The following is a 16958-nucleotide window of genomic DNA, read 5'->3' as shown; positions in this document are numbered from 1 at the left end:
CGGAGTAAACGGGATTCAGTCGCCGACGCGGACGTCGAGCAGGTAGGGCCGGGGCGAGGCCAGGGCGGTCCGCAGGGCGCGGGCCAGGCGGGCCGGGTGCTCGACCCGGCCCGCCGCGCAGCCCTGGGCTCGGGCCAGGGCGGCGAAGTCGAGGCCGCCGATGGCCGTGCCGACGGCCTTGCCGAGCCCGAAGCGGTCGGCGAAGCGGTCCACCGTGGCGTAGCGGCCGTTGTTGACGACCAGGACGGTCAGCGGCAGGCCGAGTTCGGCGGCGGACCACAGGGCCTGGATCGAGTACATCGCGGAGCCGTCGCCGACCACGGCGATCACCCGCTCGCCGGGCCGGCCGAGCGCCATGCCGACGGCGGCCGGCAGCGAGTGGCCGAGCGAGCCGCTGGCGCAGGTGTAGAAGCTCTCGGGCCGCTCGTTGGGCAGGTACTCGCACATCACCGGGCGGCTGCTCGGGGCCTCCTCGACGATGACGCTGCGGGTCGGGCGCAGGTCGGCGAGGGTGCGCATCAGCAGCGGCTGGGTGATGACGTCGGTGTCCGGCACGGGGGCCGGGGCGGGCCGCGGGGGCGGGAGTTCGCGCGGAACGGCCGGGTCGAAGGCGAGCAGGTCGCGCACGCCGAGGCGGATGCCGGTGAGCAGCGCGTCGCCGACCGGAGTCCAGGCGGCGGTGGCCGGGTCGTCGGTGAGCTGGTGGAGCGCGGTGCCGGGCGGCAGCACCGGGCCGCCGCCCGCGACGTGGTACGTGAAGACCGGTGCGCCCAGCGACAGCACGACGTCGTGGCCGGTGAGCCGGGCCACGATCTCCTCGCGGACCGGCGGCAGGAAGCCCGCGAAGAGCGGGTGGGTCTCGGGGAAGGCGCAGCGCGAGGACATCGGCGCGGCCCAGACGGCGGCGCGGTGGCGCTCGGCGAGCTCCACGACCTCGGCGAACGCGCCGTCCTGGTCGACGGCGGCGCCCACCACGAAGGCGGGGCGGGCGGCGCCGGCCAGGGCGCGGCCGACGCGTTCGAGCGCCTCGGGGTCGGCGCGCAGGGTGGTGGAGACCGTCCGGGGTTCGACGGGTCCGCAGGGCCGGTCCCAGTCGTCGGCGGGCACCGAGACCAGGGTCGGTCCGTGGGGTGGCGACATGGCCAGGTAGCAGGCGCGGGCGATGGCGGCCGGGACGTCCTCGGCGCGGGCCGGTTCGCGGCTCCACTTGACGTACGGCTTGGGCAGTTCGGCGGCCTGGTCGTTGAGCAGGTAGGGCTCGCCGCCGAGCAGCGAGCGGGCCTGCTGGCCGGCCACGATCACGAGCGGGGTGCGGTTGCGCCAGGCGGTGAAGAGGCTGCCCATGGCGTGGCCGACGCCGGCGGCCGAGTGCAGGTTGACCACGGCGGGGCGCCGGCCGGCCTGGGCGAAGCCGTCGGCCATGGCCAGCACGACGGACTCCTGGAGCCCGAGCACGTAGCGGAAGTCGGCGGGGAACTCGCGGAACATCGGCAGCTCGGTGGAGCCGGGGTTGCCGAAGACCGTGGTCATGCCGAGGCTCCGCAGCAGCGCGAAGGTGGCCTCGCGGACGGTGGGCGGGCGGCCGGTCGGCTCGTCCTGACGGGCTGGCACGCTGGTGATCCCTTCGGTGTCGGGGGCGTCAGTGGGGGCGGTGTCGGCAGCGGTGTCGGCGGAGGCTTGTGGGTCCCGGGCTCAGATCCGGTCGTCCCCGGCCTCGGACAGCTCCTTGGCCTCCGACAGCGCCGCCCAGATCCGCTCCGGCGTGAGCGGCGTGGCCGTCAGCCGGTGGGCGACGTGCGGGAGGGCGGCGGCGACGGCCCCGGCCACGGTGGCGGGCGCGGGGATGACCCCGCCCTCCCCGAGGCCCTTGAAGCCGCCGGGGATGACCGTGCTCGGCGTGCACCGGTGCTCCACCGTGACCGGCGGGACGTCGGCGCAGACCGGGAGCACGTAGTCGGTGAAGCCGGTGGCCAGCGGCCGTCCGGTGGCCGGGTCGTGCACGGCCTCCTCGACCAGGGCGATGCCCAGGCCCTGGACGACGCCGCCGACGATCTGCCCGTCGGCGATCGCCGGGTTCACCAGCACGCCGCTGTCGTTGACGGTCCAGTAGTCCTCGACGGTGACCTCGGCGGTCTCCAGGTCGACGGCGACGGCGGCGCCGTGCGCGCTGTAGGAGTAGGTGATGGCGGGCGGGTCGAAGTCGACGCTCTCCTCCAGCCGGATCCGGTCCGGGTCGGGCCGGCCCCAGCCGCGCCAGCCGCGCGCGGCCACCTCGGACCACGCCGTGCAGGCGTTCCCGGCCGGCCAGCGGAACCGGGCGCCGTCCAGCACCACTTCGTCGGGCGGGGCGCCGAGGTGGGCGGCGGCCAGCGCGTGCATCCGCTCGCGCATCCGCCCGGCGGCCTCGACCAGGGCGCCGCCGGCCAGCGTGACCGAGCGGCTGGCCTGCGAGGTGAGGTCCGAGTAGGGCGCGGTGGCCGTGTCGCCGAGCTCCACGGCGACCCAGTCCAGCGGCACGCCGAGCCGGTCCGCGACGATCTGGGCGAGGGTCGTCTCGATGCCCTGGCCCACCGGGATCACCCCGGCGAACACGGTGACGGTGCCGTCCTGGTTGACCCGCACCCGGGCGCTCTCCCAGCCGGCCCAGTCGATCCGGAACAGCTCCAGCAGCGCCGAGGGGGCGAAGCCGGTGATCTCCACGCTGGCGGTCACCGCGACCCCGCGGCGCACGGTCGCGGTGGACTCCCGGGCGCGCTCCCGGGCCAGTTCGGCGGCGCGGCGCAGCGCGGCGGGATAGTCGCCGTTGTCGTAGGTGAGCCCGGTGCGCGTGGTGTACGGGAGTTCGTCCGGCCCGAGCAGGTTCCGCAGCCGCAGCCCGACGGGGTCGTGGCCGAGTTCGCGGGCGGCCTCGTCGATCAGCCGTTCCCGGATCCAGGCCGCCTCCTGCATGCCGTAGCCGCGGTAGGCGCCGGTGGGCACGGTGTTGGTGTGGACGGTGGTGATGGTGGCCCCGGCCCTCGGGAACCGGTACGGGCCCTCCAGCGCGAGCCCGGCGACCTGGAAGGGGCCGCTGCCGGCCTGGATCGCGAAGGCCCCGAGGTCGCCGGTGATCTCGGCGGCGAGGGCGAGGAAGCGCCCGTCCGCGTCGAGGGCGAGGCGGGCGCGGGCCCGCTGGCCGCGGCCCTGGTAGGAGGAGCTCAGGTTCTCCGCGCGGTCCTCGATCCACTTGACCCGGCGACCGAGCCGCACGGCGGCCAGGCAGACCAGCGCCTCGTCGACGTACAGGGTGACCTTGCCGCCGAACGACCCGCCGACGTCCGGCGTCACCACCCGCACCTGGTCCACCCGCAGCCGCAGCGCGGTGGCGAGCTCCTGGCGCACGGCGTGCGGGGACTGGGTGCTGCTGTGGACCGTCAGCCGCCCGGTGGCGGGGATCCACTCGGCGAGCAGGCCGCGCGGCTCCATCGGGCTGTGGTTGATCCGCTGCACCGCGAACTCGCGCTCCACCACGTGTGGCGCGGCGGCGAGGACGGCGTCGAGCTCGGCCGGGTCGTCGCCGAAGTGGATCCGCCCGCCGATGTTGTCGGGGGCCTGCGGGTGGAGCCGCGGGGCGTCCGGCGCGAGCGCCGCCGTCAGCGTGATCGCGGCGGGCAGCGGGTCGACGTCGACGGCGACCAGCTCCGCGACGTCCTCGGCGAGTGCCCGGCTGCGCGCCACCACCAGGCCGATCGGCTGGCCGACGTAGCGCACGGTGCGGTCGCCGAGCGCCACCGTGTCGGTGAGCTGGCCGGGGATCCGCCAGGCGGTGGGGATCGGGTCGGTGAACCGCTCGATCTCGTCCGGGCCGAGCACCAGCAGCGCCTCGCCGCCGGCCAGCGCCGCCGCCGGGTCGAAGCGGGTGATCCGGCCGTGCGCGACCCGGCTGCGCAGCACGACGGCGTGCAGGGCGCCGACGTCGTCGATGTCGTCGACGAAGCGGCCCTGGCCGCGCACCAGCCGGGGCGCGTGGACGCGCGGGACGGCGCGCCCGATCAGGCGGCCGGCGTCGGGTGCGGCCGGGTGGCCGGCGTCGGGTGCGGTCATGCCGTCGTCTCCTCGCCCTGCCAGTGCCGCTCGATGGCGGCGCGGATGCCCGCGTAGCCGGTGCAGCGGCACAGGTGCCCGCGGAGCACCTCGGTCACCGCCTGGTCGGCGCTGAGGCCGGCCCGGTCCGCGTACGTCAGACCCATCAGCACGCCGGGCGTGCAGAAGCCGCACTGCAGGCCGTGCTCCTCGGTCATCGCCTCCTGGAGCGGGGCGGGCCGGCCGTCCTCGGCGAGCCCCTCGACCGTCTCCACCCGGCAGCCCTCGGCCTGGCGGGCGAGCATCAGGCACGAGCGCACCGGCTCGCCGTCCACCAGGACGGTGCAGGCGCCGCAGACGCCCTGCTCGCAGGCCACGTGGGTGCCGGTGAGGCCGAGCCCGTGGCGCAGGAAGTCGCTGAGGAGGGTGCGGTCCTCGGCCTCGGCGGTGTGCTCGGTGCCGTTGACGCGCAGGCTGATCGGTGTGCCGCCCCTCGGTGTGGTGCGCACGGGCTAACTCCCCTCGGTGAGCAGGTGGACGGCGGCCCGGCGCAGGACCGCGCGCAGCAGGTCGCCGCGGAACTCCGCGCTGCCGTGCAGGTCGGAGGGCGGCCGGGTGCCGGCGACGGCCGCGTCGGCGACCTCGCCCAGCGCGCCGTCCGCCGCGGCGGCGCCGTACCCGGCCAGGGCCCGTTCGGCCCCGGTGAGCCGCAGCGGGCGGTCGGCCACCCCGCAGGCGGCGATGCGCGCCTCGGCCACCGCGCCCTCCTCCAGCCGTACGCCCACGCACACGCCGACCAGCGGGAAGCCCGCGCCGCCGCGCCGGGTGACGGACTCGAAGCGGTAGCGGAAGCCGGGTCTGCGGGGGAAGGAGACGGCGGTCAGCAGTTCGTCGGGCCGCCGGGCGGTGCGGTGCGGCCCGACGAAGAAGTCCTCGGCGGGCACGGTCCGTTCGCCGCCCGCCCGGCGCAGCCGCAGTGTCGCGCCGAGCGCGAGCGCGGTGGCCGCGAGCTGCGCGGCCGGGTCGGCGTGGCAGAGCGAGCCGCCGAGGGTCGCGCGGTGGCGGATCTGCCGGTGCGCCACCCGGGCGGCCGTCCGCGGCACGACGGGCAGCGCTGCTCGCAGCCCGTCGTGCCGCTCCAGGTCGTGCAGCCGGGTCATCGCCCCGACCACGACGGCCGTGTCGGTCACCTCGATCCCGGCCAGCTCGGTCAGCCGGTTGAGGTCGAGCACCACGGCGGGCCGCGCGTGGCGCAGGTTGAGCAGCGGCACGAGGCTCTGCCCGCCGGCCAGCGGGGCGATGCTGCGCCCGGGCGGCCCGAGCAGGGCGAGGGCCTCGTCGAGGGTGCCGGCGGCCCGGTACTCGAAGGGTGCGGGTTTCACCGGGCGGCTCCTTCGGCGGTGGTGTCCCCCTCGCCCGGGCCCGCGCCCTCGGTGCGCTCGCGCACGAGGTCGGCGGCGCGCTCCGGGGTCAGGTGGCACAGGGCGTCCAGCACGGTGGCGTCCAGCAGGACGGCCCTGCCGGAGCGTTCCGAGACGAGTTTGAGCCGGGTCCCGTTCCCGGTCGGGTGGGCCGACACCGTGACCGCCGCCGACTCGCAGCAGATCCGGCACAGTTCGGTCTCCCGGCGTTCCTCGGCCGTCCAGGCCAGCCCGTTCATGCGCCGCCTCGCTTCCCACGTGCTCGAAGATGGGCTAGAAGATGATCGAGAGTTGCTGGTGCGTGGCGACCTCGGCGTCCAGCAGGACCCGGCGCCGCAGCAGCCGGTAGCCGGCGCCGGGCAGGCAGCGCACGATGTCGTGCCGGGCGGCGGTGGCGAGGGCGGCCTCGCCCCGGCCCCGGGTCCAGGTGGCGAGCACGTTGCACTCCACCCGCCAGGTGTCGGCCTCGGGGGCCGCGAACACGCGCACCCCGCTGACGAAGTGGCGCGTCACCCCGCCCGGGCGGTCGGACCACGCGTGCCGCAGGCCGGTGCGGCCGAGCTTCATCGCGAGGATGTGCTTGGTCGCCTCGAACAGCAGCGCCCGGTCGCTGTGCCGGGGCAGCGCCGGGTCCTCCCGCAGCAGCGGTACGGGCACCTGGTAGAGGAAGCGCTCGTCGAGGAGGTCCAGCCAGTCCTGGTGGCGGCCCTCGTCCAGCGCGGCCGACTCCTCGGTGAGGAACGCTCCCACGGAGGTGTCGAGTTCGACCTGCCGGGCCCCGCGCGGCGGGAACGGCTGGAGCTCGTGGGCGGGCCGGTGCTCCGCGCGGGCGGTCTCACTCATCGTCGCCCTCCATCAGCTCGGCCCAACGGCGGTAGAAGGCCCGCTGGTTCTGCTCGGACAGGGTCAGGTACTCGGCGCGGCCGGGACCGGGGAAGTCCGGCACCGGCTCGCCGAGGCCGAGACCGAGCGAGAGGTCCAGCGGGGCGCCGTCGGCCACCGTGCCGCCGATCGCCGCGTCGATCCGGGCGAAGTTCTCGAAGTCGTCCATCTCGAAGAGGATCCCGCCGGCCGACTGGGAGCGGGCCTGGAAGGAGTACGAGCGGCGCTTCCACTCCTCGTCCACGTGCCGCTTGGGCACCAGCGTCCAGTAGAGGCACTCGGTGTGCCGGGCGTCGATCGGGTTGTGCACGCGCCACACGAAGTACTTGGTCAGCGGGTCGTCCTCGCGCCCGATCGCCCGGTCGTGCGAGACGCTGAGGAACGCCGCGTTCGGGAACAGCACGCCGTGCACGACCTCGCAGTGCGAGTTGAAGCGCACCTGCTCGGGCGTCTGCCCGGCGGTGAAGGCCTCCCACACCTCGCGCGGGTACCCGATGTAGGCCGGGTCCTCGACCTTGGCCGGCAGGGTGCGCCGGCCCTTCTCGACGACGTAGCCGGCCCGCACCGCGTGCCCCTGCGGCGTGGGCACGTTGATCCCGATCAGCTCCAACTCGCCCTTGCCGAGCGTGCCGTCGGCCAGGCTGGAGCCGTAGATGCCCTGCTCGAACGCCGCCTGGTGGGTGGTGCCCATGTGGTAGCCGTCGCCGGCGAAGTTGTCGGTGACGACCTTCCAGTTGCCGGTCGAGACCGAGCGCTGCGGCGGCCCGTACACCTCCCACTCGCCGCCCGCGAGGTCGAGCAGCGCGTCCAGGTACCAGCGGGCGTCGCCGAGGTACTCCTCCAGCGGCGGGGCGCTCTCGCTCCAGGTCGCGAAGACGAAGCCGCGGTAGCAGGTCACCCGGGCCCGGGGCAGGTCGTAGCGGTCCTTGCGGAAGTCCTCCGGGTAGTTGCTGCGCAGCGCCGGCACGCCCACCAGGCGGCCGTCGTTGGCGAACGTCCAGCCGTGGTAACTGCACCGGAAGTGCGCGGCGTTGCCGAAGGTCGCCCGGCACAGCTGGGTGCCGCGGTGACTGCACGAGTTGAGCAGCACGGTGAAGCGGCCCCCCTCGTCGCGGGCCACGATCACGCTGTCGTCGCCGAGCCTGCGGACCAGGTAGTCACCGGCGTCGGGCAGTTCCGACGCGAACGCCAGTAACTGCCAGGACTCGCGGAACACCAGGCGCAGTTCCCGGTCGAGGACCGCGTCGTCGGAGAACGCCCGACGGTCCAGCGGATATCCGGGCAGGACTTCCTGCCAGGGCAGAGATTCAGCCATCCGTACTCCACGGGCCGGTCGGCGGACGGGGAAAACAACGGGAAAGACGGGGGACGCGAAAACGCAGGTTAGGCCCTCCCGCTCGGCACTGGCCAGTGTCCAACCGGAGCCGCCCGAACACGGCGCTGACCTCGGCCGATGTCCCGATCGCCGTTCACCGGTGACGCCTTGTCAGGCGTTCCGGGCCTTTGGTCCACTGAAGCCGTCCACGACCCGGATCCCATGCGGAGGAATTTCCTTGGCCACCCACGCGCTCGCCGCCGAAGATTTCTCGCACAACGACTTCGAGTACATTCCCGACCCTTTCTCCTTCTACGACCGAATGCGCGCCGAGCACCCGGCGTACCGCTCCGAGAAGATCTTCGGCGGGGCCTGGCTCTTCTTCGGCTACGCCGACTGCCTGGCCCTCATGAAGGACGAGCGGCTCTCCAACGCCCGGGCCGCCGTGCCGCTCTGGTTCCTGCCCGAGGAGCAGCGCACCGACTACGCCGACATGCTCGGCGTCTACGAGCGCTGGCTGGCCTTCCACGACGGCGCCGAGCACACCCGCAACCGCCGCCAGGCCAACCGCAGTTACGTCCCCTTCACGGACGCGGCGCTGGAGCCCCGGATACAGCGCCTGGTCGACGGACTGCTCGACGCCGTCGACCCGGCCGGCTTCGACCTGATGACCGACTTCGCCTTCCCGCTGCCGGCCATGGTCATCGCCGACGTCCTCGGGGTGCCCACCGAGGCGCACCCCGAACTGACCCGCTGGACCGACGACATCGCCTACCTCTTCGGCTCCACCAAGGTCACCGTCGAGCACCTCGACCGCACCCGCACCAGCACCCGCGAGCTCGCCGAGTTCCTCGCCTCCCCCGAGTGCGCCAAGCTCTCCGAGGAACAGAACGGCCTGCTGCACACGCTGCGCACCACCGAGGTCCACGGCCACCGGTTCAGCGACGAGGACGTCGTCGCCCAGGCCGCGCTGCTGCTGTTCGCCGGGGTCGCCTCCATCCGCTACCTCATCGGCAACAGCGTGCAGGCCCTGGACGAGCGCCCGCCGCACGAGCGCGAACTGCTGCTGGACCCGGCCACCGTCGGCCCCGCCGTCGAGGAGCTGCTGCGCTTCTGCACCCCGGTCCAGTTCGTCGGCCGGGTCGCCCGCGAGGACTTCGCCTACACCACCGCCGCCGGCCAGGAGATCGTGCTGCCGGCCCGCCGCCCGATGATGCTCTACGTCGGCTCCGCCAACCGCGACGCCGACGCCTTCAGCCGGGCCGACGAGCTCGTCCTCGACCGCCCGCTGCCCAACCGCCACCTCACCTTCGGCGCCGGCCGCCACCTGTGCTTCGGCGACCCGCTGGTGCGCCAGACGCTGCGCATCGCGCTCGCCACCCTGTACCGGCGCTGGCCCGCGCTGCGCGTCTCGCAGGACGGCTTCAACTGGAACAACAACCTCGGGTTCCACGGCTTCACGTCGCTGCGGGTCAGCGCCTGAGCCGTGGGGACCGTCCCCGGATCCGCCGCCACCGCCGACCCCCAGGAGCGCTGATGCCCCTCCCCCGCCTGAGCAACTTCGTCGACGGTCGGCCCGCCGGGCCCGCCGACGGCACCTACACCGAGCTGCTCGACCCCTGCACCGGCACCCCGTACCTGCTGGCGCCCGACAGCGGCGCGCAGGACGTCGACCGGGCGATGCGGGCCGCCGCCACCGCCTTCGAGCAGTGGCGCTGGACCAGCCCCGCCGAGCGCCAGGACGCCCTCCTTCGCATCGCCGACGCCCTCGCGGGCCGGCTCGACGAGTTCGCCGCCGCCGAGGCCCGCAGCACCGGCAGCGCGGCGGCGGCCGGCGAGACCCCGCTGATGGTCGACCAGCTGCGCTTCTTCGCCGGCGCCGCCCGGGTGCTGGAGGGCCTGGCCGCGGGTGAGTACTCCCCCGGCCACACCTCCTACACCCGCCGCGAGCCGGTCGGCGTCTGCGCGCAGCTGGCGCCGTGGAACTTCCCGCTGCTGATGGCGGTGCTCAAGAGCGCGCCCGCCCTGGCGGCGGGCAACACCGTGGTGCTCAAGCCCGCCGAGACCACCCCCGAGACGGCGCTGCTGCTCGCCGAGCTGGCCGCCGAGGTCCTGCCGCCCGGGGTGCTCAACGTGGTCTGCGGCGGCCCGGACACCGGGCGGCTCATGGTGCGCCACCCCGTCCCGGCGCTGGTGTCGCTGACCGGTTCGGTGGCGGCGGGCACGGAGGTCGCCCGGGACGCGGCTGCCGGGCTCAAGCGGGTCCACCTGGAGCTGGGCGGCAAGACCCCGGTGGTGGTCTGCGCCGACGCCGACCTGACGGCCGCCGCCGCGAAGATCGTCGAGGGGGCGTACGGCAACGCCGGCCAGGACTGCACCGCCGCCACCCGGGTGCTCGTCGACCGGACGGTCCAGGAGGAGTTCCTCGTGGCGCTCACCAAGGCCGCGCAGGCGGCCCGCCCCGGCCCGCCGGAGGACGCCGGAGCGTCGTACGGGCCGCTCAACAACGCCGACCAGCTGGCCCGGGTCGACGGCTTCGTCTCCCGGCTGCCGGCCCACGCGCGCATCGTCACCGGCGGCCACCGGGTCGGCGAGGCCGGGTACTTCTACGCGCCGACGGTCATCACCGACGTCCGCCAGGACGACGAGATCGTGCAGCGGGAGGTCTTCGGGCCGGTCATCACCGTGCAGCCCTTCACCGGCGAGGACGAGGCCGTCGCGCTCGCCAACGGCGTCGAACAGGGCCTGGCCTCGGCCGTGTGGACCACCGACCACGCCCGCGCGATGCGGTTCACCCGGCGGCTGGACTTCGGCTGCGTCTGGGTCAACACCCACCTGGGCTTCCCCAGCGAGATGCCGCACGGCGGCTTCAAGCACTCCGGGTACGGCAAGGACCTGTCGGTGTACGGGTTCGAGGCCTACACCCGGGTGAAGCACGTCATGCACCACCTGGGCGAGTAGCCCGACCGGCCGTGACACCGAAGGGCCCGAGCGTTTCGACGCTCGGGCCCTTCGGTGTCACGGGTGTGTTCAACTGCCGCTGCCGCGCACTCGGACGGCATCCCCGGTGGCCTCGGCGTCCCGGGCCTCCCCGGCTTCCCGGGCGTCCCCGGCGCACTCGGTGAGTTCCCCGACCAGCTCCGCCAGCGGCCGGGCGGGCTCGGCGACGGCCGCCGCCGCGAGCCGCCGGAAGTCGCCGGTCAGGCCCTCGACCCAGGCCGGCTCGAAGCGGCGGCGGTCGTACCAGACCTGCCCCTCGATCCGGTCCTCGGTGGGCATCAGCACGAACTCCAGGTCGAACCGGCTCGCCATGCCCCCCGGCGGGTGGACCTGGGTCACCTCCAGGCCGCTCAGCTCCAACGCGTACTCGGGCCCGACCGCCACCTGGAACAGGACGTTCTCCAGCCCCTCGCCCCGCTCCCCCCGGCCCTGCGGCACGAGGTGGTACGGGACCTCCTGGTGGGCCAGCGAGTCCAGCACGGTGTCCCGGGTCGAGCGCAGCACCTCCAGGAAGCCCGTCCGCGGCTCCAGGCCCAGGCGCAGCACCAGCAGATTGCACAGGAAGCCGACGGTGCCGGCCAGTTCGGGCCGCGTGCGGTTGGCGAACATCGAGGCGAGCGCGACGTCCCGCTCCCCGTCCCGGCCGTACAGCACCCCGGCGAACAGGGCCAGGGCGGCGACGAAGACGGTCGCGCGCTGCTTGCGGCACAGCGCCGTCAGCCCCGTCACCAGCTCCGGTTCCAGGGTGAAGGAGGCCAGTCCGGGCAGCTGGCCGACGCCGTCGCGGATCGCCGACGTGCCGGGCAGCCGGGGCGCCCGGGCCCCGGCCAGGGTGTCGCGCCAGTACTTCTGGCTCTCGGCCAGCACGCCGTCCTCGTAGCGCTGCCGCTGCCACTCGCTGAAGTCGGCGAACTGCCACGCCACCTTGCCGGGTTCCGCCGCCTCCTCGCCGTCGGGCCGGTACAGCCGCCCGAGCTCCTGCGAGAGGACGCCGCCCGACCAGCCGTCGGTGGACAGGTGGTGGATGTTCAGCACCAGCACGGATTCCTCGGGCCCGACCGTCAGCAGTGCGGCGTGCAGCGGGGTGACGGCCAGGTCGTGCCGGTGCCGGGCGTGCCGCAGCATCGCCTCGGCCAGCGCCTCGGGCCCCGGGCCGACCTCCTCCTCGACCAGGTCGGCGGGCCGTGGGGCGTGGACGTGCTGGACGAGCCTGCGGCGGACCGACTCGTAGGTGGTGCGCAGCGCCTCGTGCCGCTCGACGAGCCGGTCCAGCGCGGTCCGCAGCGCCGGCCGGTCGAGCGGGCCGCTCAGCCGGTAGCAGGCGTTGACGTTCAGCGGGGTGTCGGCGCCGCGGTAGTGCTCCATCATCCAGAGCAGCCGCTGCCCGGGTGTGGCGTCGACGGTCCTGAGGACGGTCATGGTTGAGCCCTTCTGGTGGTGGCGGGGGCGGCCCGGACGCGGGGCCTAGGACTGGGCCGGCGCGGCCTGCGCGACCGGGGCCGGCCGGGTGGTGCCGGCGGAGTGGCGCACCGCGCGGTTGACGGTGGTCAGCACCGCGAGCAGGATCAGCCAGCCGCCGAAGACGACCGTGGTGGTGCGCGGGCCGAGACCGTCGATCATGACGCCGCCGATCAGTGCGCCGAGGGACATCGCGCTCATGCCGAGGGTCTGCACGGCGCTGGAGACGCGCCCGCGCAGGTGGTCCGGCGTCGCCGCGAGCCGGTAGCTGGACAGCGCGACCATGTAGACCGGCGCCAGCACCGACTCGGCGGCGGCCACCGCGCCGAGCAGCCAGACGTTCGGGGCGACGGCGTAGAGCGGGAACATCAGCGCCTCGACCCACAGCGTCACGGTGGCGATCCGGCCCAGCGGGTAGCGGTCGTTGACCCGGCTGGAGACCAGCGCGCCCAGCATCGCGCCGACGGCGGCGCCGGTGAAGACGAAGCCGATCTCGGTGGGGGACGCGTCGATCCGCTCGGCCAGCGTGATGATCACCAGGTACCCGGCGCCGTAGCGGATCGCGTCCGCGGCCGAGATCAGCGCGAGGAAGCGGATCAGCGGCTGGCCCATCAGCCAGCCCAGGCCGGCCTTGACCTCCTTCAGCAGGCCGGCCGGCGTCTCCTCGCCGCGTTCCTCCTGGAACTTCGCCCGGGTGAAGCGCAGCGAGACCGCGGAGAGCACGAAGGAGACCGCGTCCACCACGAACGGCACCGCCCGCCCGAGCGAGTAGAGCGCGCCGGCGACCATCCCGCCGCCGATCCGCACCGTGTTCGTCGCGGTCTCGAACCGGCCGAGCGCCGCGCCCAGTTGCCCGGCGCCGACGACGTTCGGCAGGGCCGCCGAGTTGGCCGACTCGAAGAGCGTCTCCAGCACCCCGTTGAGCACGGCCACCGCGCACAGCTGGGCGACCGTCAGGCCGTCCAGCCACATCGCGAGCGGCACGCTGACCGTCACCACGGCGCGGCCCAGGTCGCAGAGGATCATCGTGGTCTTGCGGTCCCAGCGGTCCGCCAGGGCGCCGGCGAACGGGCCGAAGAGCAGCCAGGACAGCGAGCTGAGGCCCATCACGAGCCCGGCCTGGGTCGGCGAGCCGGAGACGGCGAGCACCAGCAGCGGCAGGGCGAAGACCTGGACCTGGCTCCCCAGGAACGAGACCACCTGACCGCTGATCAGCAGTCCGAAGTCGCGGTTGCGCCAGAGCCCGGGGGGCGGCGGGGCGGCGGCGACGGAGTCGGTGTCTGTGGCGTCGGATTCCGGTGACTGGGCCATGTGGGACCTCTTGTTCGGGGACCGCCGCAGCGCGACGGCCGTGGTGGACCGGACACGGTCAGCGACCGTACTCAGCGCGGTTCGTCGACGACAAGTGATCAGGTGTGGACACGGCCGGTCCGCTCGGCGAGCGCCGCCCGTTCGCGCCGGACGCGGGCGACGGTGTCCGCGCTCAGCCGGCTGAGCAGGTCCATCGACTCCAGGCCGCGCATCACGCGCGGGGTGAGCAGGCCGATCCGGGCGAGCATGGGCACCACCCGGGCGAACAGCATCCGGCGGTAGCCGGCCAGGCCGGGGTCGGCCAGCGCGAACGCCGTGCCCTCGGCCGCCGGGACCTCGAAGCGTTCCCAGAGGTCGCCCAACAGGAAGCGGCGGCGCATGAGTTCGACGGACGCCAGCAGGAAGTCCTCACGCCGCGCCAGCTCGGCCGCGGACAGCCCGGGGACGACGTCGCGCAGCAGGAGCACCCCGAAGGAGACGTGCCGGGCCTCGTCGCGGGCCACCCGGGCGGTGATCTGCTTGATCAGCGGATCGTGGAAGGTGGCCTCGGCCAGCCGGAAGCCGGCCAGCGCCAGCGGCTCGACCAGACACTGGACGGCCAGCGCGAGGAGGTCCCACTCGGTGGCCCCGAGCGCGTCCGCGAACAGCCGCCGCAGCCCCTCCGACACGGGGTACGGCTCGGGGACGTGCTCCCCGACGTAGCGCCCGAAGGCCTCCGCGTGGCGGGCCTCGTCCCCGGCCTGGCTGATCGCGCACAGCTTCGCCTCGACGTCCGGCAGCACCTCGGCCAGCCGGGCGCCCGCGAGCATCGCCGCCTGCTCGCCGTGCAGGAACTGGCAGACCGTCCAGGCCTGGGTCTGCCAGCGGAAGTCGTCCCAGGCCCGGGGCCCGCGCCGGCCGATCGGCGAGGCGCGCAGCGAGTCCAGCGCGTACGCCGAGCCGGCGGGCAGCGGCTCGCCGAAGGGGACGTCCAGCGACCAGTCGATGTCGGTGGCGGCGTTCCACTGGGCGAGCTTGGCGCCCTCGTACAGCCGGGCGAGCCCCGAGCCGGCCGTGGAGCGCTGCCAGCTGAGGACGGCGGTCACGGGGGTGTCGACCCGCAGGTCGGCCAGCCCGGCGAGCGCGGTCGGCAGCCGGGGCGCCACCGGGCGGGGCGGCCGGTGGTCCCGGGGCGGGGGCGTCACGCCCGCCCGGCCTGCTCCGCCATCAGGCGGCGCAGACTGAGCGGCCGCAGGTCCGTCCAGACCCGGTCGATGTGCGCGGTGCACTCGTCGAGGGTGCCGGTGGTGCCCTCGGCGGTCCAGCCGGCCGGGATCTCCTGGTCCTCGGGCCAGACGGAGTACTGCTCCTCGTGGTTGAGGACGACGTGGAAGCGGGCGGCGTCGTTGTCGAACACGGTGATTCCCTTCGGTCGGGTGAACATGAGGGGGAGGGCTCAGCGCCCGTCCAGGGCTCGGGCGACGAAGCGGGCGATCGCGGCCAGCGGCTCGGGGCGGGTCAGGTCGACGTGCTCGGCCGCGACCTCGTGCCGGTCGATCCCGCCGGTCGCGTACGGCGCCCAGGCCCCGGCACCGGGTGCGTCCGCGGCCCGGCCGAGCGTCGCGGTGACGTGCAGCAGCCGGCCGTCGAACCGTCCGGTCGGGGCGTCCGCCACCGCCCGGACGACGGCGGTCGCCGTCGCGGCGAGCCGGCCGAGCGCGGCGGCGCCGGGGGCGAACCCGGCGCCCTCGCGGCCGAGCAGGTCGGCGACGAGGTCCGCGTCGACGTCCTCCGGCTCCGCGCCCCAGTGTCCGCTCTCGACCGGGTAGGCGTCCAACACGGCCAGCAGGCGCACCTGTTCACCGGCGGCACGCAGTGCGCAGGCCATGGCGTGCGCGATGTTCCCGCCGGTCGACCAGCCGAGCAGATGGTAGGGACCGGTCGGCTGCACCTCGCGGATCCGGTCGACGTAGTCCTCGACCATCGCCGCCAGGTCCGCGGGCTGCTCGGCGCGGGGGTCGAGCCCGCGGGCCTGGAGGCCGTAGACCGGGCGGTCCGGCAGCCCGTCCGCGAGGCCGGCGTAGCAGCGGCTGAGGCCGGTCACCGGGTGGACGCAGAACAGCGGCGGCCTGCTGCCCGCGCCGCCGAGCCGCACCAGGACCCCGGCGTCCGCGGCCGGGCCACCGTCCAGCAGGGCGGCCAGGCCGGCCGGGCTCGGGGCCTGGAACAGGTCGGTGAGCTCGGCGGGTTCGCCGAGCTCGGCGCGGATCCGGGTGACGAGGCGGGTGGCCAGCAGGGAGTGGCCGCCGAGGTGGAAGAAGTCGTCCTCCACCCCGATCTCGGGCAGGCCGAGCGTCTCGGCGAACAGGCGGCAGAGCGCCTCCTCGCGGGGTCCCCGCGGCGCGCGGGTGACGTGCACCGCGGTCTCGGGGGCCGGCAGGGCGCGGCGGTCCACCTTGCCGTTGCCGGTCAGCGGCAGCGCGTCCAGCACCACGACGGCCGACGGGACGGCGTACTCCGGCAGGACGGCGCGCAATCGGCGGCGCAGCTCGGCGCCCGTGACGGCCGCGCCCTCGCGCACCGCCACGTACCCGACGAGCCGGCGGTCCCCCGGGTGGTCCTCCCGCACCACGGCCACGGCGGCCGAGACGCCCGCGCAGCGCTCCAGCGCCGCCGCGACCTCGCCCGGCTCGATCCGGACACCGCGGACCTTCACCTGGTCGTCCGCCCGCCCCACGAAGGTCAGTTGGCCGTCCGGCAGCCACCGTACGAGGTCTCCCGTGCGGTACATCCGGCCGCCCGGGGCGCCGAACGGATCCGGCAGGAAGCGCGACGCCGTCAGCCCGGGCCGCCCGAGGTAGCCACGCGCCACCTGCGCCCCGGCCACGTACAGTTCGCCCGCCACGCCGACCGGCACCGGACGCAGCCCGGCGTCCAGCACGTACACCCGGGTGCCGTCGAGCGGGCGGCCGATCGGCACCCCGCCGTCCGGCCGCAGCGGCGCGCTGGCGGTCGCGCAGACGGTGGTCTCGGTCGGCCCGTAGGCGTTGATCAGGTCCCGGCCGGGCGCCCACCGCGCCACCAGCTCGGCCGGGAGGGCCTCGCCCGCGACGACCAGGACCGCCAGTTCGCCCAGTTCCCGCGCGGACGGCGCGGGCAGCGTCGCGAGGACGGCGGGCGTGATGACGGCGTGGGTGACGCCGTGCTCCGCCAGCACCCGTGCGAGCGGCTCACCGGACCGCGCACCCTCGGGCGGCAGCACCAGCGCCGCTCCGGCGAGCAGCGCGTTGGCCCACTCGTAGACGGCCGCGTCGAAGCCCGGCGAGGCCAGTTGGAGCAACGAGCGGCCCGGACCGAGGCGCAGCTTCGCCGCGCAGGCGGCGACCAGATTGGCGAGGCCGGCGTGCGGGACCTGGACGGCCTTGGGGGTGCCGGTGGAGCCGGAGGTGTAGATCAGGTAGGCCGCGTTCTGCGGGTGGACCCGGCAGGGCAGGTCCGTCTCGAGACGCGCCGCCACCGCGGCCGCCGTC

General features: G+C 74.9%; 14 protein-coding genes. 2 read left to right on the top strand and 12 right to left on the bottom strand.

Annotation, left to right across the window (positions count from 1 at the left end):
- Positions 1-15: 15 nt before the first annotated feature.
- The 7 genes from mdlC to PUR71_RS16250 form a co-directional block, all read right to left on the bottom strand.
- Positions 16-1611 carry a benzoylformate decarboxylase gene (mdlC, locus tag PUR71_RS16280; protein ID WP_329927704.1) on the bottom strand — a complete coding sequence of 532 codons (1596 nt, stop codon included), beginning with the start codon at positions 1609-1611 and terminating at the stop codon, positions 16-18.
- 81 nt (positions 1612-1692) lie between these two features.
- Positions 1693-4083 (bottom strand): xanthine dehydrogenase family protein molybdopterin-binding subunit, encoded by a 2391-nt coding sequence (locus tag PUR71_RS16275; protein ID WP_329927703.1) that lies wholly within the window; start codon positions 4081-4083, stop codon positions 1693-1695.
- Complete coding sequence (locus PUR71_RS16270; RefSeq protein ID WP_329927702.1) at positions 4080-4571, bottom strand: (2Fe-2S)-binding protein; 492 nt, start codon at positions 4569-4571, stop codon at positions 4080-4082. Before PUR71_RS16270 ends, PUR71_RS16275 begins: the two co-directional genes overlap by 4 nt.
- 3 nt (positions 4572-4574) lie before the next feature.
- A complete protein-coding gene (locus tag PUR71_RS16265; RefSeq protein WP_329927701.1) occupies positions 4575-5444 on the bottom strand; it encodes an FAD binding domain-containing protein in 870 nt (289 codons plus the stop codon).
- Positions 5441-5722 carry a hypothetical protein gene (locus tag PUR71_RS16260; protein WP_329927700.1) on the bottom strand — a complete coding sequence of 94 codons (282 nt, stop codon included), beginning with the start codon at positions 5720-5722 and terminating at the stop codon, positions 5441-5443. The genes PUR71_RS16265 and PUR71_RS16260 overlap by 4 nt, the downstream gene beginning before the upstream one ends.
- 34 nt (positions 5723-5756) lie before the next feature.
- Positions 5757-6326, bottom strand: coding sequence for an aromatic-ring-hydroxylating dioxygenase subunit beta (locus PUR71_RS16255; RefSeq protein ID WP_329927699.1), 570 nt, complete (start codon positions 6324-6326; stop codon positions 5757-5759).
- A complete protein-coding gene (locus PUR71_RS16250; protein WP_329927698.1) occupies positions 6319-7680 on the bottom strand; it encodes an aromatic ring-hydroxylating oxygenase subunit alpha in 1362 nt (453 codons plus the stop codon). The genes PUR71_RS16255 and PUR71_RS16250 overlap by 8 nt, the downstream gene beginning before the upstream one ends.
- 238 nt (positions 7681-7918) lie before the next feature.
- Here PUR71_RS16250 and PUR71_RS16245 point away from each other — a divergent pair, with 238 nt between their 5' ends.
- Both PUR71_RS16245 and PUR71_RS16240 read left to right on the top strand, forming a co-directional pair.
- Entirely contained in the window at positions 7919-9163 is a 1245-nt protein-coding gene (locus PUR71_RS16245) for a cytochrome P450 (protein WP_329927697.1), read from the top strand.
- Positions 9164-9216: 53 nt separating this feature from the next.
- Positions 9217-10641 (top strand): aminobutyraldehyde dehydrogenase, encoded by a 1425-nt coding sequence (locus PUR71_RS16240; protein WP_329927696.1) that lies wholly within the window; start codon positions 9217-9219, stop codon positions 10639-10641.
- A 69-nt stretch (positions 10642-10710) separates the two neighbouring features.
- Here PUR71_RS16240 and PUR71_RS16235 read toward each other — a convergent pair whose 3' ends face one another.
- From PUR71_RS16235 to PUR71_RS16215, 5 genes are all read right to left on the bottom strand, one after another.
- A complete protein-coding gene (locus tag PUR71_RS16235; protein ID WP_329927695.1) occupies positions 10711-12099 on the bottom strand; it encodes a condensation domain-containing protein in 1389 nt (462 codons plus the stop codon).
- 45 nt (positions 12100-12144) lie between these two features.
- Complete coding sequence (locus PUR71_RS16230; protein WP_329927694.1) at positions 12145-13449, bottom strand: MFS transporter; 1305 nt, start codon at positions 13447-13449, stop codon at positions 12145-12147.
- Between the two features lie 98 nt (positions 13450-13547).
- On the bottom strand, positions 13548-14633 hold the full coding sequence (locus PUR71_RS16225; protein ID WP_329927693.1) for a diiron oxygenase: 1086 nt from the start codon (positions 14631-14633) through the stop codon (positions 13548-13550).
- Entirely contained in the window at positions 14630-14845 is a 216-nt protein-coding gene (locus PUR71_RS16220; RefSeq protein ID WP_329927692.1) for an MbtH family protein, read from the bottom strand. The genes PUR71_RS16225 and PUR71_RS16220 overlap by 4 nt, the downstream gene beginning before the upstream one ends.
- A gap of 39 nt (positions 14846-14884) precedes the next feature.
- On the bottom strand, positions 14885-16958 hold a 2074-nt coding region (locus PUR71_RS16215; protein WP_329927691.1), incomplete at its 5' end, for an amino acid adenylation domain-containing protein.

Source organism: Streptomyces sp. SP17BM10, from assembly GCF_036322405.1.
Classification (GTDB): Bacteria; Actinomycetota; Actinomycetes; order Streptomycetales; family Streptomycetaceae; genus Kitasatospora.
Note: the sequence above shows the minus strand (reverse complement) of the source record. Positions and strands in the feature narration are given on the sequence as shown.

What these genes read in the sequence shown, in the direction of transcription:
- PUR71_RS16255 (WP_329927699.1), bottom strand. Translation starts at nt 6,326, where the DNA reads ATGAGTGAGACCGCCCGCGCGGAGCACCGGCCCGCCCACGAGCTCCAG.
- PUR71_RS16230 (WP_329927694.1), bottom strand. Translation starts at nt 13,449, where the DNA reads ATGGCCCAGTCACCGGAATCCGACGCCACAGACACCGACTCCGTCGCC.
- PUR71_RS16275 (WP_329927703.1), bottom strand. Translation starts at nt 4,083, where the DNA reads ATGACCGCACCCGACGCCGGCCACCCGGCCGCACCCGACGCCGGCCGC.
- PUR71_RS16240 (WP_329927696.1), top strand. Translation starts at nt 9,217, where the DNA reads ATGCCCCTCCCCCGCCTGAGCAACTTCGTCGACGGTCGGCCCGCCGGG.
- PUR71_RS16250 (WP_329927698.1), bottom strand. Translation starts at nt 7,680, where the DNA reads ATGGCTGAATCTCTGCCCTGGCAGGAAGTCCTGCCCGGATATCCGCTG.
- PUR71_RS16235 (WP_329927695.1), bottom strand. Translation starts at nt 12,099, where the DNA reads ATGACCGTCCTCAGGACCGTCGACGCCACACCCGGGCAGCGGCTGCTC.
- PUR71_RS16260 (WP_329927700.1), bottom strand. Translation starts at nt 5,722, where the DNA reads ATGAACGGGCTGGCCTGGACGGCCGAGGAACGCCGGGAGACCGAACTG.